The sequence below is a fragment of the Microbacterium sp. KR10-403 genome (genome assembly GCF_040196215.1).
Taxonomy (GTDB): Bacteria; Actinomycetota; Actinomycetes; order Actinomycetales; family Microbacteriaceae; genus Microbacterium.
The window spans coordinates 164,132-180,118 of record NZ_JBEGDC010000006.1; the positions used below are offsets into that span (position 1 = coordinate 164,132).

Annotated in this window: 12 protein-coding genes; 10 read left to right on the plus strand and 2 right to left on the minus strand. The window is 68.1% G+C overall.

Annotated elements, in window-relative coordinates:
- The first annotated feature begins 46 nt into the window (after positions 1–46).
- Positions 47–2,869 (plus strand): aminomethyl-transferring glycine dehydrogenase, encoded by a 2,823-nt coding sequence (gene gcvP / locus ABMQ42_RS15030; protein ID WP_502884739.1) that lies wholly within the window; start codon positions 47–49, stop codon positions 2,867–2,869.
- Between the two features lie 94 nt (positions 2,870–2,963).
- Here the strand turns inward: gcvP and ABMQ42_RS15035 are convergent, their stop codons facing one another.
- Both ABMQ42_RS15035 and ABMQ42_RS15040 read right to left on the minus strand, forming a co-directional pair.
- Positions 2,964–3,968, minus strand: a complete 1,005-nt coding sequence (locus tag ABMQ42_RS15035) for a type IV toxin-antitoxin system AbiEi family antitoxin domain-containing protein (RefSeq protein WP_349723803.1) — start codon at positions 3,966–3,968, stop codon at positions 2,964–2,966.
- Between the two features lie 260 nt (positions 3,969–4,228).
- Positions 4,229–5,047, minus strand: coding sequence for a CPBP family intramembrane glutamic endopeptidase (locus ABMQ42_RS15040; protein WP_349723804.1), 819 nt, complete (start codon positions 5,045–5,047; stop codon positions 4,229–4,231).
- A 172-nt stretch (positions 5,048–5,219) separates the two neighbouring features.
- On the opposite strand from ABMQ42_RS15040, the gene ABMQ42_RS15045 reads away from it, so the two are divergent.
- The 9 genes from ABMQ42_RS15045 to ABMQ42_RS15085 all read left to right on the plus strand — a co-directional run bounded on the left by ABMQ42_RS15045 (position 5,220) and on the right by ABMQ42_RS15085 (position 15,938).
- Positions 5,220–6,854 (plus strand): peptide ABC transporter substrate-binding protein, encoded by a 1,635-nt coding sequence (locus tag ABMQ42_RS15045; RefSeq protein ID WP_349723805.1) that lies wholly within the window; start codon positions 5,220–5,222, stop codon positions 6,852–6,854.
- 176 nt (positions 6,855–7,030) lie between these two features.
- On the plus strand, positions 7,031–7,960 hold the full coding sequence (locus tag ABMQ42_RS15050) for an ABC transporter permease (protein WP_349723806.1): 930 nt from the start codon (positions 7,031–7,033) through the stop codon (positions 7,958–7,960).
- Positions 7,950–8,891: an ABC transporter permease gene (locus ABMQ42_RS15055; protein WP_349723807.1), complete on the plus strand. Its 942-nt coding sequence runs from the start codon at positions 7,950–7,952 to the stop codon at positions 8,889–8,891. The genes ABMQ42_RS15050 and ABMQ42_RS15055 overlap by 11 nt, the downstream gene beginning before the upstream one ends.
- On the plus strand, positions 8,888–10,558 hold the full coding sequence (locus ABMQ42_RS15060) for a dipeptide ABC transporter ATP-binding protein (protein ID WP_349723808.1): 1,671 nt from the start codon (positions 8,888–8,890) through the stop codon (positions 10,556–10,558). Before ABMQ42_RS15055 ends, ABMQ42_RS15060 begins: the two co-directional genes overlap by 4 nt.
- 26 nt (positions 10,559–10,584) lie before the next feature.
- The gene (locus tag ABMQ42_RS15065) at positions 10,585–11,115 is read left to right on the plus strand and encodes a PH domain-containing protein (RefSeq protein WP_349723809.1); all 531 of its coding nucleotides are present in this window, start codon (positions 10,585–10,587) and stop codon (positions 11,113–11,115) included.
- On the plus strand, positions 11,112–11,660 hold the full coding sequence (locus tag ABMQ42_RS15070; RefSeq protein WP_349723810.1) for a PH domain-containing protein: 549 nt from the start codon (positions 11,112–11,114) through the stop codon (positions 11,658–11,660). The genes ABMQ42_RS15065 and ABMQ42_RS15070 overlap by 4 nt, the downstream gene beginning before the upstream one ends.
- Before the next feature lie 256 nt (positions 11,661–11,916).
- Positions 11,917–12,897 carry an ABC transporter permease gene (locus tag ABMQ42_RS15075; protein ID WP_349723811.1) on the plus strand — a complete coding sequence of 327 codons (981 nt, stop codon included), beginning with the start codon at positions 11,917–11,919 and terminating at the stop codon, positions 12,895–12,897.
- 1 nt (position 12,898) lies between these two features.
- The gene (locus tag ABMQ42_RS15080; RefSeq protein ID WP_349723812.1) at positions 12,899–13,837 is read left to right on the plus strand and encodes an ABC transporter permease; all 939 of its coding nucleotides are present in this window, start codon (positions 12,899–12,901) and stop codon (positions 13,835–13,837) included.
- A complete protein-coding gene (locus ABMQ42_RS15085; protein WP_349723813.1) occupies positions 13,830–15,938 on the plus strand; it encodes an ABC transporter ATP-binding protein in 2,109 nt (702 codons plus the stop codon). Before ABMQ42_RS15080 ends, ABMQ42_RS15085 begins: the two co-directional genes overlap by 8 nt.
- Positions 15,939–15,987: the final 49 nt, after the last annotated feature.

Genomic DNA, 15,987 nt, shown 5'->3' on the forward strand with positions numbered 1-15,987 from the left:
CTTCGCCTCCCGGCACATCGGGATCTCGCCGGACGCCCAGCGGCGGATGCTCGACGGCCTCGGCTATGAGAGCATCGACGCGCTGGTGAAGGCGGCGGTGCCGGCATCCATCCACTCCGCACCCCGCGCGAGCAGCAGCATCCCCGCCCCCGCCACCGAGGCGGAGGCCCTCGCCGAGCTGCGGGCACTCGCCGATCAGAACAGGCCCGCGCGCGCCATGATCGGGCTCGGCTACTACGACACGTTCACGCCCTCGGTGATCGCGCGCAACGTGCTCGAGAACCCGTCGTGGTACACGGCGTACACGCCCTACCAGCCGGAGATCTCGCAGGGGCGCCTGGAGGCGCTCATCAACTTCCAGACCATGGTGACCGATCTCACCGGTCTTGCGACCGCGAACGCGTCGATGCTCGACGAGTCCACCGCCGTGGCGGAGGGGATGCTGCTGGCCCGGCGCGCCTCGAAGGCCAAGACGAACGTGTTCGTCGTCGACGCCGATGCGCTGCCGCAGACCAAGGCCGTGCTGCGCTCGCGCGCGTCGGCGGTCGGCGTGCATCTCGAAGAGCTCGCCCTGGCCGACGGAGCGACGCTGCCCGACGAGCTGTTCGGCGTGTTCGTGCAGTATCCGGGTGCGTCGGGACGCGTGTGGGACCCGAGCGGCGTCATCGACGCCGCGCACGTCGCCGGGGGACTGGCCGTGGTCGCCGCCGACCTGCTGGCGCTCACGCTGCTGCGCTCGCCCGGATCGCTCGGCGCCGACGTCGCGGTGGGAACGACCCAGCGCTTCGGGGTGCCGATGGGCTTCGGCGGCCCGCACGCCGGGTACATGGCCGTGCGCCAAGGCCTGGAGCGTCAGCTGCCTGGACGCCTGGTCGGGGTCTCGCAGGACGCCGACGGCCACCCCGCCTATCGACTCGCGCTGCAGACGCGTGAGCAGCACATCCGGCGCGAGAAGGCCACGTCGAACATCTGCACCGCGCAGGTGCTGCTGGCCGTGATGGCCGCGATGTACGCCGTGTACCACGGCCCTGAGGGCCTGCGCGCGATCGCGACGGACATCGCGCGCAAGACCGAGGCGCTCGCGCAGCGGCTGCGCGATTACGGGCAGAGCGTGCACCACGACGCGTTCTTCGACACGCTGCGGGTCACGGTGCCCGGCACGGCTCGGACGGTCATCGAGCGGGCCCGTGCGAAGGGCTACCAGCTGTTCTGGGCCGATGAGGCGACGGTCGGGATCTCGGTCGACGAGACGACGACCGCCGAAGACCTCGCTATCGTCGCCTGGGCGTTCGGGGCTCCCGAAGCAGACGAGCACGACGTGCGCTCGGTGCCGGTCGAGGGCTTCGCCCCGTTGTCGGGGGTGGATGCCGCGCTGCGCCGCGTCGACGAGTACCTGACGCATCCGGTGTTCCATGCGCACCGCTCCGAGACCGCCATGATGCGGTACCTGAAGCTGCTCGCCGACCGTGACTACGCGCTGGACCGCGGGATGATCCCGCTCGGCTCGTGCACCATGAAGCTGAACGCGTCCACCGAGATGGCCGCGATCAGCTGGCCCGAGTTCGCGCGCGTGCATCCGTTCGCGCCGGAGGAGGACGTGCACGGCTCGCTCGCGATGATCGAGCAGCTCGAGACGTGGCTGGCCGAGGTCACCGGGTACGACAGCGTCTCCTTGCAGCCGAACGCGGGGTCGCAGGGCGAGCTGGCGGGGCTCCTGGCGATCCGCGGCTACCACGATGCGAACGGCGACACCGAGCGTCGGGTGTGTCTCATCCCGTCGTCCGCGCACGGCACCAACGCGGCATCCGCGGTCCTGGCCGGCATGACGGTCGTCGTGGTGGCGTGCGATGAGGCCGGCAACGTCGACCTCGACGACCTGCGCGCGAAGATCGCCGCGCACGAGTCCGAGCTGGCCGCGCTCATGATCACGTACCCGTCGACGCACGGCGTGTACGAGCAGGACGTCGTCGCGATCACGCAGGCGGTGCACGACGCCGGCGGGCAGGTGTACGTCGACGGCGCGAACCTCAACGCGCTGCTGGGTTTCGCGCGTTTCGGCGAGCTGGGCGGCGACGTGTCGCATCTGAACCTGCACAAGACGTTCGCGATCCCCCACGGCGGAGGCGGGCCGGGCATCGGTCCGGTGGCGGCCAAGGCGCACCTGGCGCGGCATCTGCCGTCGCACCCGCTCGCGCAGCGTGCCGACCACGCCGGCGGCGTGCGGTTCGAGGGCGGGCCCGTGTCGGGCGCTCCGTACGGGTCGGCGGGCGTGCTGCCGATCTCATGGGCGTACGTGCGGATGATGGGCAGCGAGGGCCTCGCCGAGGCCACCGGCGCCGCCGTGCTGGCCGCGAACCACCTCGCCGCGCGCCTGCGCGAGCACTTCCCGGTGCTGTACACCGGCGAGAACGGCCTGGTCGCCCACGAGTGCATCCTCGACCTGCGGCCGCTGCGCGAGCAGACAGGGATCACCGTCGACGACGTCGCCAAGCGGCTCATCGACTACGGGTTCCATGCGCCGACGATGTCGTTCCCGGTCGCGGGCACCCTCATGGTCGAGCCGACCGAGTCGGAGGATCTCGACGAGCTCGAGCGCTTCATCGAGGCCATGATCGCGATCAAGGCCGAGGCCGTCGCGGTCGCGGCGGGGGAGTGGCCGGCCGATGACAACCCGCTCGTGAACGCGCCCCACACCGCGGCATCCATCGCCCGCGACGACTGGACGCACCCGTACTCGCGCGAGATCGCCGTGTACCCGGTGCACACGCTCGTGCGCGCGAAGTACTGGCCGCCCGTCCGGCGCATCGACAACGCCTACGGCGACCGCAACCTGGTGTGCGCCTGCCCGCCGGTGGAGGCGTTCGCGTAGGGCGCGGCGCTGCCGCGCGGTCTCGAACCGTGAGAGTGCAGCTGGTGGACGAGGGTGCGGTTGGTTCCCTACCTCTCGTCCACCCGCTGCACCCTCACCGCCGGGGGCTCGCATCAGGGGCGACGGGATGTGGGGCGTGTGGGGCGAGAAGACGTTTCATCGCGTAGAGCTGAACGGAGTCTTCGGGGCCGATCTGCTCGAGTCCTGCGCCGGTGAGGATGCCGCGGAGTGGGGCGAACGTCGTCGCCTCCCTCCACCCCCAGTGAGTGATCTCGCGCACGTGCCCGCGCAATCGGTTGTCCCGTTCGAACTGGTTGCGCATCACCGTGCGAGGGTCGCCGAAACGCCCATCGTATTTTAGGTCGCCGTCGGCCTCGCCGATCAGGTCTGCGCCGCGCCAGAAACAGTCGCCGCGATCCTCGTCGCCTGTGGCAGACCGGAAGACGACCTGAAGCTCGGGCGCGGGGAAGCCCAACCACTCGATCGCCGCGTGGCTGACCGATTCGAGCGTCGATTCTGCGAGCGCAGTGCACCGCGAGAGGGGCCAGCGGGCGATGTTGCGCCCGCGCTTGCTGCTGCGCGACTCGTTGAGACGCACGAGCGTCTCGCGGGAGAGGGCGTGATCGAGCCGCAGCACTGCGTCGGCGACCGCCAGCCCGACGGCGTTGTGACGGAGACGGGCGATGTCGACCGCCGTGTCTGCGGGCGAGGTCATGCGCAACCCGGATCGCTCGATGATCTCCCGCTCGGGACGGGACCGATGAGTGCGCACCGCAGCGAACGAACGAGAGGTGCTGCGCGAGCCGACGAGCATATGGACCTCTCCCGGGTCGCCGAAGATCGGTAGGCCGAGCAGCGCAGCGGCGGACTCGAGGCAGAAGACCGCGTCGGGATACACGAGCGCCGCGGCGTGCACACGCGCCAGATACCGATCCCACGGCGGAAGTGCTGTCCATTGTTGTGCTGACGCATAGACACCATGCCTGATCTTCACCACGTGGCCGTGGGTGACTGCGCGCTCCGGGTGTGGGATGTCGGTGAAGCGCAGAAGCGGAAGGGGAGCGGGTCTGACGGCGTCGGTCGCCTCGAGTGTCGGCATCCTCTCACCCTCACAACAGAGGAGGGACTCGTGTGCGCATGCCCGGCGATCTGTGGAGAGAATGCCGTGCGGACCGCTGCGCGGCGAGTTGGGGAGGAACGGGCTCATGCCGCGTTCTCGTCGTCCGAGACACGCCACTCGACCGTGAGAGTGCAGCTGGTGGACGAGGAGTAGGGAACCACCCGCATTCTCGTCCACCAGCTGCACTCTCAGCGAAAGCGGGCCGGGGCGCGGGGGACGGGGCGCGCAGCGCGCGGCGGTCAGGTCGCGGAGGGGCTCGGCGACGGGGAGAGCGCGGGCGCCGGCGCGAAGACGCCGGGCCACCAGGCCGCCGCGAGCGGGTAGCCGACGAACGACACCACGTCGAGGATCGTGTGCGCGACCACGAGCGGCATGACCCGGCCCCAGCGCCGGTAGCACCAGCCGAACACCACGCCCATCACGAAATTGCCGAGGATCGGGCCGACCCCCTGGTAGGCGTGATACGAGCCGCGGATCGCCGCCGAGACCAGGATGATCCGCCAATCGCCCCACCCGAGCTGACGCAGCCGGGTGAACAGGTAGCCGATCATGATCACCTCCTCCTGCAGCGCCGCGCGTACGGCCGACAGCACGAGCAGGGGGATCGTCCACCACGAGGGATCGAGGGGGGATGCCGACACCTGCACCGTGATGCCCAGGACACGTCCGATCGCGTACAGGCCGAGCCCGGGCACACCGATGACGAGGGCGATCAGCGCACCCGAGCCGAGGTCGCGGCCCGGTCGGCGCAGGTCGAGGCCGATCCGCCGGAAGGGGCTGCGCCCGGCATCCCACAGCAGATACACGACGAGACCGACGAGGGCCAGCGAGAAGCCGATGTCGAGCAGCTGGTAGACGATGTCCCAGAACGCCTGGACGTCCTGCGAGGGGTTCAGCGCGGTCGACTGCTCGCCGAGGGGGGTGGATGCCAGGAACCGGCGCACCAGCAGGATGAGCGAGTAGACCGCGGACTGTCCGAGGGTGCACGCGAGGACGAGACCGACCTCCCACCACAGGCGGGTGCGGGGAGGGGCGGGAGGCGCCTGCAAGTCGGACACTCCACAGATTGTCACATGTGAGACGTCCCGGGTAAAAGGTGTGTAACGGTTTTGCCCGATATTTGGAGCAGAGCCGTCAGTGTGCCTATGGTGAACGTCATCGCCGCGACGATGCGGGGCGCCTCGTTGCGCACTCGGAGTACGCGGGCAAAACCCTTTCACAGGAGGACACGTGAAGCGCAGCAAGATCGCCCTCGCGTCCGCCACGCTGCTGACGGCGGGCATCCTTGCCCTCGCCGGCTGCTCGGGCGGCGGCGGAAATTCGGGCGACAACGGGAACGCCAACAGCGGAGGCAACGCGTCGTCGATCATCTCGGTCAACGGCTCCGAGCCGGAGAACCCGCTGATCCCGACGAACACGAACGAGACCGGGGGCGGCAAGATCCTCGACTCGATCTTCGCCGGACTCGCGTACTACGACGCCGACGGCAAGCTCGTCAACGACATGGCCGACTCCATCACGGTGGACGACCCGTCGGACCTCACCATCAAGCTCAAGCAGGGCAACAAGTTCACCAACGGCGAGGATGTCACCGCCGACAGCTTCATCAAGGCGTGGGAGTACGGCGCCAAGTTCTCGAACAAACAGCTGAACCAGTCGTGGTTCGCTGACATCGAGGGCTTCAGCGCGACGGAGGACTCCGATCTCACGGGTCTGAAGAAGGTCGATGACTACACCTTCACCGTCAAGCTGAACTCGCCCGTCGCCGCTGACTGGTCGCAGCGTCTGGGCTACTCGGCCTACTACCCGCTGCCCTCCGTCGCCTACGACGACATCAAGGCGTACGGCGAGCACCCGATCGGCAACGGCCCGTACAAGCTGGCCAGCGACTCGGCGTGGCAGCACAACGTGAAGATCGACCTCGTCAAGAACGACGACTACACCGGTGGTCGTCAGGTCAAGAACGGCGGTCTGACGATCGTCTTCTACGCCTCGCAGGACTCGGCCTACGCCGACCTGCAGGCGGGCAACCTCGACGTGCTCGACGCGATCCCGCCGTCGGCGTTCGCGACCTTCGAGAACGACCTGGGCGACCGCGCGGTGAACCAGCCGGCCGCGATCTTCCAGTCGTTCACGATCCCGGGCAATGCCGAGCACTTCACGGGCGAAGAGGGCAAGCTCCGCAAGGAGGCCATCTCGCTGGCGATCAACCGTGAGCAGATCACCAAGACGATCTTCAACGGCACGCGCACGCCGGCCAGCGACTTCACGTCGCCGGTCATCAACGGCTGGTCTGACTCGATCCCGGGCTCCGAGGTCCTGAAGTACGACCCCGAGAAGGCGAAGCAGCTCTGGGCACAGGCCGACGCCATCTCCAAGTGGAGCGGCACCTTCCAGATCGCGTACAACGCCGACGGCGGCCACAAGGAGTGGGTCGACGCCACGACGAACTCGATCAAGAACACGCTGGGCATCGACGCCTCGGGCAAGTCGTACGTCGACTTCGCCACGCTGCGCGCCGACGTCAACGACCGCAAGATCAAGACGGCGTTCCGCACCGGTTGGCAGGCCGACTACCCCGGCATGTACAACTTCCTGCAGCCGCTGTACTCGACGGGCGCGAGCTCGAACGACAGCGACTACTCGAACAAGGAGTTCGACGCGCTGCTGGCCAAGGGCGCGTCGTCGAGCGACCAGGCCGCGGCCATCGCCGACTACCAGAAGGCGCAGGAGATCCTCTTCCAGGATCTGCCGTCCATCCCGCTGTGGTACTCGAACGTCGTCGGCGGCTTCGCCGAGGGCGTGAGCAACGTCACCTTCGGGTGGAACTCGGTGCCGCTGTACTACGAGATCACCAAGGGCTGACCCGCCCGAGGGATCTGACCCGCGAGGCGGTGACGATCGCGTCACCGCCTCGCGGCGTGCCATCCTCGCACTCGCACTCGCACACCAAACGCGGGAGGATGTCGGCAGTGCACGACGCTGCACGACGGGCTGCCGCAGCGCAGTGAGAGGCATCCCTGTACCCGAAGGGAGGGCGCATGTTCGCATATATCGTGCGACGCCTTCTGCAGTTGATACCCGTGTTCATCGGGGCCACGCTGCTCATCTACTTCCTGGTGTTCGCCATGCCCGGCGACCCCATTGCGGCGCTGTTCGGCGACAAGCAGCCCACCCCGGAGCTCCTCGCGGAGCTTCGGGCCCAGTACCACCTCGACGAGCCGTTCCTGGTGCAGTACTGGTACTACCTGACCGGCATCTTCCGCGGTGACCTGGGCACCACGTTCTCCGGGCAATCGGTCAACGACGTCCTCGCCCGGACGCTGCCGGTCACCGCCCGGCTCGCGGTCATGTCGATCGCGATCGAGTTCGTGCTCTCCATCGTCATCGGCACGATCTCGGCCCTGCGCAAGGGCAAGTTCTTCGACAACGCGGCCCTCGTCGTCGGCCTCGTGTTCCTGTCGGTCCCCGTCTTCGTGCTCGGCTTCGTCGCCCAGTACTTCCTCGCGATCAAGCTGGGGTGGTTCAAAGCAACGGTCGGCGCCGACAACGGCTGGAACGGCCTGTGGCTTCCCGCGATCGTGCTCGGCGTGAGCCTGTTCGCGACCAGCATGCGGCTCATGCGCGGGTCGGTCATCGAGACCCGCAACCAGGACTGGGTGCGCACGGCGTACTCCAAGGGCCTCTCGCGCGGCCGGGTGCTCCCGGTGCACGTCATGCGCAACTCGCTGATCCCGATGATCACGAACTCGGCGACCAACTTCGGCGTGCTGCTGGTCGGAGCGACCGTTACCGAGGCGGTGTTCAACATCCCCGGCGTCGGCAACACGTTGTTCCAGGCGACGAGGCAGCATGAAGGCCCGACGATCGTCTCGTTCGTGACCGTGTTCGTCATCCTGTATGTACTCGTGAACCTGCTCGTGGACCTGCTCTACGGACTGCTGGACCCCAGGATCCGCTATGTCAAGTGACTCCCGCGCGACGCACTACGTCGCCCCCGTCGAGACCACGTCGATCACCGTCGACGCGGTCAAGGTGGCCGCCAAGCCCTCGAACCTCTGGTCGGACGCCTGGCGCGACATCCGCAGCCGTCCCACGTTCTGGATCTCGGTCGTCATCGTCATCGTCGTGCTGCTGATGTCGTTCTGGCCGACGCTGTTCACGCACACCGATCCCACATCCTGCAATCTCGACTACTCGAACGGCGCTCCGTCCCGCGGCCATCCGCTGGGCTTCACGTTCCAGGGCTGCGACATCTACGCCCGCATCGTGTGGGGCACACGGGTGTCGGTGTCGGTGGGTCTGCTCGCCACGATCATCGGGTCGGTCATCGGCCTGATCATGGGCGCCCTCGCCGGTTACTACGGCGGCTGGCTCGACTCCGTGCTCTCGCGCGTCGGCGACATCTTCTTCTCGATCCCCTACATCCTCGCGGCCGTGGTCGTGATGACGGTGTTCGCGCAGTACCGCAACGTCCTCACGCTGTCGGTCGCGATCGGTGGATTCGCGTGGGCGTCGACGGCGCGCGTCGTGCGGGCCGAAGTGCTCCGTGTGCGGCAGGCCGACTTCGTGACGGCGTCGCGCGCCCTGGGCAAGTCGAACTTCGGCACGCTCGTGGCCCACGTCTTCCCGAACGCCATCGCGCCGCTGCTGGTGGTGTCGACGCTGAGCCTGGCGGCCGCCATCGTCGCCGAGGCGACCCTGGCGTTCCTCGGCGTCGGCCTCGGCGACCAGGTGATCTCCTGGGGCACGGAGATCAGCAACGCGCAGACGCAGATCCGCGTGCAGCCGATGTCGCTGATCTACCCGTCGCTCTTCCTCACCGTCACTGTGCTGGCGTTCATCATGCTGGGCGAGCTCATCCGAGACGCCCTCGACCCGAGAGCGAGGGCACAGCGATGAGCGACGCCATCGACACTCCGCTGCTGAGCATCCGCGACCTGAAGGTCGCGTTCCGCACGCAGAAGACCGAGAACGAGGTCCTGCACGGTATCGACATCGATCTGTACGCGGGCGAGACCCTGGCGATCGTGGGCGAGTCGGGTTCGGGCAAGTCGACCACGGCGACCGCCATCGTGAACCTGCTGCCGGGGACGGGGCACGTCACCGCCGGCAGCATCATGCTCGACGGACGCGAGCTGACCACGCTCAGCCGCACCGAGATGGAGCGCGTGCGCGGCCGTGACATCGGCTTCGTCCCGCAGGACCCGATGTCGAACCTGAACCCGGTGTGGTCCATCGGCTTCCAGGTGAAAGAGGCCGTACGGGCCAACGGCATCGCGCGCGGCCGCCACGCCGTCAAGCAGCGCGCGATCGAGGTGCTCAAACAGGCAGGACTCGAAGACGCCGAGCGGCGACTCCACCAGTACCCGCACCAGTTCTCCGGGGGTATGCGTCAGCGCGCGCTCATCAGCATCGGCCTCGCGGCCGACCCCAAGCTGCTGATCGCCGACGAGCCGACGAGCGCCCTCGACGTCACCGTCCAGCGCGTCATCCTCGACCACATGGCCTCGCTCACCCGTGAGAAGGGCACCTCGGTGCTGCTGATCACGCACGATCTGGGCCTGGCCGCAGAGCGTGCCGAGAAGATCGTCGTCATGCAGCAGGGGCGCATCGTCGAGGCGGGCCCCAGCCGCGAGATCCTCGAGAACCCGCTGCACCCGTACACGCAGAAGCTGGTGGCGGCCGCCCCCAGCATCGCTTCGCACCGGATACAGGCGTCCGCCGAGCGTCGCGGCATCGAGCACGAATCGGATGTCGACGTCGTCCCGGCGGTGCGCGTGCGCGACCTCACCAAGGACTACAAGATCCGCACCGGTGGCTTCGGCTCGGTGCCATTCCGGGCGGTGGATGCCGTCACGTTCGACATCCCGAAGGGCAAGACGCTCGCGCTGGTCGGCGAGTCGGGGTCGGGCAAGTCCACCGTCGCGAAGATGGTGCTGAACATCGAGGAGCCCACCTCGGGCGCGATCGAGATCGACGGCAAGAACTCCGCCAAACTGGGCGGCCGCGAACTGCTCGACCTGCGTCGGCGCATGCAGCCGGTCTTCCAGGACCCCTACGGCTCTCTCGACCCGCTGCGCAACATCGGCAACACAATCGCCGAGCCGCTGGAGATCCATCGCATCGGCGACAAGGCGTCGAGGCGCGAGCGGGTCGTCGAGCTGCTCGACCAGGTGTCGCTGCCGCAGGAGCTGGCCACCCGCTACCCGAACGAGCTGTCGGGCGGTCAGCGTCAGCGCGTGGCCATCGCGCGTGCGCTCGCGCTCAAGCCCGACATCGTCGTGCTCGACGAGGCGGTGTCGGCACTCGACGTTCTGGTGCAGGACCAGATCCTGAAGCTGCTCGCCGAGCTGCAGAGCGAACTCGACCTCACGTACCTGTTCATCACACACGACCTCGCGGTGGTCCGCGTGGTCGCCGACAACGTCTGTGTGATGGAGAAGGGCCGCGTGGTCGAACACGGCACGGTCGACGAGATCTTCGCGAACCCTGCGGAGGAGTACACGCGGCGCCTGCTGGACGCCATTCCCGGGGCATCCATCCCCCTCGGCGGTGGTCTCAACTGAACCGCGAGCCCTCGCCTGACCGTCGGGTGTTCCGCCCGGGCTCTGCGCTGCCGATCTTCGGGATCTCCGCGCTGGTCGTGCTCTTCCTTCTCGGCGACGCGGTCGTGCGGGGAGGACTGGGGGAGGCCCTGCTGCTCGCGCCGTGGCCGCTGCTGGCGCTGTGGGGCGTGTACGTCTCCGCGTTCGCCTCGAGCCTCGAGGTGGATGCCCAGGGCGCCACCGTGCAGAACCTCCTGCGGGTGGTGCGCCTGCCGTGGGCGCGCGTGCGCGAGCTCGAGTGGCGCTGGCAGGTGGTCTTCGCCCTCGACGACGAATCGGTCATCCGTGCGGTGGGTGGCCCGCTCGAGGGCCGTGGCGGGCGACGCCCCGGTTCGCGTGACAACACCCCGCAGCACGTGCGTGCGCAGTTCGAGTACGTGCAGCGTCTGTATGAGGGGCGGGATGCTGCGGACGCGGCGCCGGTCCGCAAGGGCTGGGACATGCCGGGGGTCATCACCCTGGTCGTGCTCGTCGCGTGGGCGGTCGTCGCCCTGCTGATCGCGGGAGCGCCCTCATGATGATGAAGGACGTCGCCGAGGGCGGCACCGTCGTGCTGCGGGCGCTCATGTCGATGATCGTGTTCTGGGTCGTCGTGGTCGTCGCCGCCTTCTTCGTCGGCGACGCGCTGATCCGCGGGCGCTGGAGCACCGGGTTGAGGGCGGCCGGCGTCCTTCTGCTCGTGATCTGGGCGCTGTGGGTGTTTCTGTACCGGATGAGCATCGTCGTCGACCGGAACGCGGTGACGGCGCGCAACCTGCTGAGGTTCACTCGGATCCCGTGGGTGCACGTCGCCGATTTCGACCGTCGCTACCAGGTCCGCGTCATCCTGCACGACGGCACCGCCGTCGACTGCTGGGGGAGTCCGTTCCCGGGGCGGACGGCCGCCCGACGCTCCTCGGGCTCGGCCGCCTCGACTCCCGATACCACTCTGGAGACCCTGCGGGCCCTCGGAGGATCGGCGGCACCCGGATCGAGCGGCGTGGTCACGAGAGGGTGGGACGTCCCCGCGCTGCTGATCGGCGCGGTTTGCGCGGTCTGCGCACTCATCGCCCTCCTGGTCTGAGCAGGTTGCGGAGCTAACACCCCGATAAAGAATTGATGTGAAAGACAGGGAAACCGCGGATGTCGATTAGAGTGGACGCCGGCCCTATCCGGGCCTGCGCCGAGGGCACATCGGCATCGACATCGTCGTCGATCACGAGTCGGCGCTGGACGAGCAAGGAAATGTTCACGAACGTGACAACGGAAAACACCGCGAACGTCGCGCCCCGCGCGTCCCAGCCGCGGTCATATCTGAGCCCCACCCGCGGGTGGTGCGCATGACCATCTACATCCTGCGGAGGGTCTTCAACTACCTGATCCTCACCGCGGTGGCGTCGTCCCTGGCCTACGTTCTGGCCAGCATCGGCCTGAACCCGGTCTGGGAGCTCCAGAACCGGCATCCCAAGCCTCCGCAGTCGTCGATCGACCAGCTGTTGGACGCGTGGGGGGTGAACCCCTCGGTTCCGCTCATCCAGCGCGTGTGGACCTGGTTCACGAACATCTTCCACGGCGACCTGGGGCTCACCGTCGGCAACCAGCCGGTGACCCAGCAGCTGCTGGTCCGCGCCGGCGTCAGCCTGCAGCTGCTGCTCATCGGCTCGATCCTCGGCGCGGTCCTCGGTGTGGTGCTGGGCGTGTGGGGCGCGGTCCGCCAGTACAAGCTCAGCGACCAGGTCGTCACGATCGTCTCGTACATCGTCTTCGCGACGCCCGTGTTCGTCATGGGCATCCTGTTCATGATCGTCGCCACCGACCTGAACAACCTGCTCGGCATACAACTGATCACATTCAGCGGCCAATACTCGGCGAATGCGCCAGACGGGTTCTGGCCACAACTGGGCGACCGCATATCGCACGCCCTGCTCCCGACGCTCGTGCTGATGATCGCCGGTGCCGCCTCTTACAGCCGCTACCAGCGCAACGCCATGCTCGATGTGCTCGGCGCGGACTATATCCGCACCGCGCGGTCGAAGGGCCGCACGCGCGGCTCGGCGCTCGTGCGGCACGGCGTGCGCATCGCGCTCATCCCGATGTCGACCTTCTTCGCGTACAGCTTCGGCACGCTGGTCGCCGGCTCCGCGATGCTCGAGATCGTGTTCAGCTGGCACGGCATGGGCGAGCTGGCGATCCAGTCGATCCAGCAGAACGACATCAACTCCGTGGCAGGATCCACCCTGTTCGTCGCGATCCTGATCCTGTGCTCGTCGACGCTCTCCGAGATCCTGTACGCGGCCCTCGACCCGAGAGTGAGGCGCTGACATGGCCATGCCTGAAGCAGGTCTGCTCACCCAGCCCGATGACGCGGCCGCCGAGCCGGAAGAAGTCGGCCCGGTCCTCTCCACCAAGCCGGCGTCCCGTGGTCGGGTCATCTGGCGCCGACTGCAGCACTCGCCCCGGTTCTGGATCGGCGGGGTCGTCATCGTGTTCTTCGTCCTCTGGGCGGTGTTCGGTCAGTTCCTGACGCAGTGGTCGCCCACTGACCAGGACGTCAACAACATGAACTACCCGCCGACGATCCTGCACTGGTTCGGCACCGACATCCTCGGTCACGACCTGTTCGCGCAGATCGTCTCGGGCCTGCAGAAGTCGCTCATCATCGGTTTCATCGCCGGTCCCGCCTCGACCCTGATCGCTGGCGTCCTCGGCGCGACGGCCGGGTATCTGGGCGGCGCGTCCGAGAAGGTCATCGCGTGGGTCATCGACCTGCTGCTGGTGCTGCCGTCGTTCTTCATCCTGATCCTGCTCTACCCGTTCACCAAGGGCAGCTGGGTCGTGATGATGATCTTCCTGGCCGTGACCGGCTGGATGATCATGGCGCAGGTGATCCGCAACCAGACGAGGTCGCTGCGCGAGCGCGAGTTCGTCAAGGCCGCCCGGTACATGGGCTTCGGCACCTGGTCGGTGGTCCGCCGGCACATCATCCCGAACGTGGCGTCGCTGCTGATCATCGATGCGACGCTGGGGATCGCGGCGATGATCCTCGCGGAGACGAGCCTGAGCTTCTTCGGCTTCGGGGTGCAGCCGCCGGCCGTCTCGCTGGGCACGTTGCTGGCCAACGGCCAGTCGGCTGCGACGACCCGCCCGTGGCTGTTCCTGTTCCCGGCCGGCACGCTGATCCTGCTGCTGCTGGCCATCAGCCTCGTCGGTGACGCGCTCCGCGACGCCATCGACCCGACCTCGGGGGTGAACCGTGCCTGAGACTCTCGCTCAGCCGCAGCCGTCGGCCACGCCTCGCGGGGGAACCCCTCTGCTCGAGGTCCGCAATCTGTCGGTCACCTTCCCGCAGCGCTCCGGCGACGTGCGTGCGGTGCGCGACATCAGCTACACGATCGACGAGGGCGAGTTCCTCGGGATCGTCGGCGAGTCCGGGTCGGGCAAGTCCGTGTCGTCGCTGGCGATCATGGGTCTGCTGCCCGACACCGCGGTGATCGAGGGCGAGATCCTCTACAACGGCAAGCCGCTGCTGAAGATGAACGATCGCCAGCTCAGCCGCATCCGCGGCAGTGAGATCGCGATGGTCTTCCAGGACCCGCTGTCGGCGCTGACCCCCGTCTACACGGTCGGCGACCAGATCTCCGAGGCGCTGCGCCTGCACGACAAGGCGCTCAGCAAGCAGGCCGCCGCCGCCCGTGCCGTCGAACTGCTCAAGATCGTCGGCATCCCCGACCCGTCGCGGCGCGCGCAGGCGTTCCCGCATGAGTACTCGGGCGGCATGCGTCAGCGCGCGATGATCGCCATGGCGATCGCGAACGATCCGCGTCTGATCATCGCCGACGAGCCGACCACGGCGCTCGACGTCACGATCCAGGCGCAGATCCTCGAGGTGCTGCAGGAGGCCAAGCGCCTCACAGGCGCCGCGGTGTCGCTGATCACCCACGATCTCGGTGTCGTCGCCGGTCAGGCCGACCGGGTCGCGGTGATGTACGCCGGCAAGCTGGTCGAGTCGGGAACGGTCGACCAGGTCTTCGAAGAGCCGACCATGCCGTACACGATCGGCCTGCTGCGCTCGGTGCCGAACATCCGCACCGCCGGCACGAGCCGGCTCGTGCCGCTCGAGGGACGCCCACCGTCGCTGGCGAACCTCCCGAAGGGCTGCCCGTTCGCGGCACGCTGCCCCGCGGCGATCGACATCTGCCGCACCGAGGAGCCGACGCTCGTCGAGCACGGCGGTCCCGACGGTCACCTGTCGGCGTGCCATCGCTCGGGCGAGATCCTCGCGGGCGAGCTCACCCGCCCCGAGATCTTCCCGAGGCCCGAGGCGCTCGTGGCCCGCGAGGTGCCGGCCGATGCCGACCCGGTCCTGGTCGTCAAGGACCTCAAGAAGCACTTCCCGCTCATGAAGGGCGGCGTGTTCCGCCGGCAGGTCGGCACGGTGCGTGCGGTGGACGGTGTCTCGTTCCACCTCAAGCCGGGCCGCACACTGGCCATCGTGGGAGAGTCGGGCTGCGGCAAGACCACGACGATCCTCGAGCTGATGGAGCTCGTCAAGCCCCAGGAGGGCTCGATCGAGGTCGTCGGCAAGGACGTGGCGAAGCTGACGGCGCACACCCGCCGACGGCTGCGCAGCGACATCCAGATCGTCTTCCAGGACCCGGCGGCGGCCGTCGATCCCCGTCTGCCGATCGGCGATGTCGTGGGCGAGCCGCTGCTGGCCCAGGGGGTGCCGCGCGAGAAGCGAAACGAGCGGGTCTCCGAGCTGCTCGATCTGGTCGGTCTCGATCCGTCGATGCTCGATCGCTACCCGCACGAGTTCTCGGGCGGCCAGCGTCAGCGCATCGGCATCGCGCGAGGCCTGGCGACCGACCCGAAGATCCTCGTCCTCGACGAGCCGGTCTCGGCGCTGGACGTGTCGATCCAGGCTGGTGTCATCAACCTGCTGCAGGACCTGCGCGATCAGCTCGGGCTCTCGCTGATCTTCGTCGCCCACGACCTGGCGGTGGTGCGTCAGATCGCCGACGACGTGGCGGTCATGTACCTGGGCAAGATCGTGGAGTACGGCGAGATCGCCGAGGTCTTCGACCGTCCCAAGCACCCGTACACGCAGGCGCTCATGTCGGCGGCGCCGATCCCGGACCCGTCGATCGAGCGCACGCGCGAGCGCGTGCTTCTGCAGGGCGACCTGCCGAGCCCGGCGGAGCGGATCGACGGATGCCGCTTCCGCACGCGCTGCCCGCTGTACCGGATCCTCGGCGACGCCGAGCGCGCCCTGTGCGATGCGAAGGATCCCGAGCTCGTCGATCACAACGGCGACCTGGTCGCCTGCCATCACGTGGATCGCAACACCCTGGTCGTCGGCTGACGGCACCCAGACTCCCGTCGGAACAGGCGGGATACACAGAAGAAGAGGA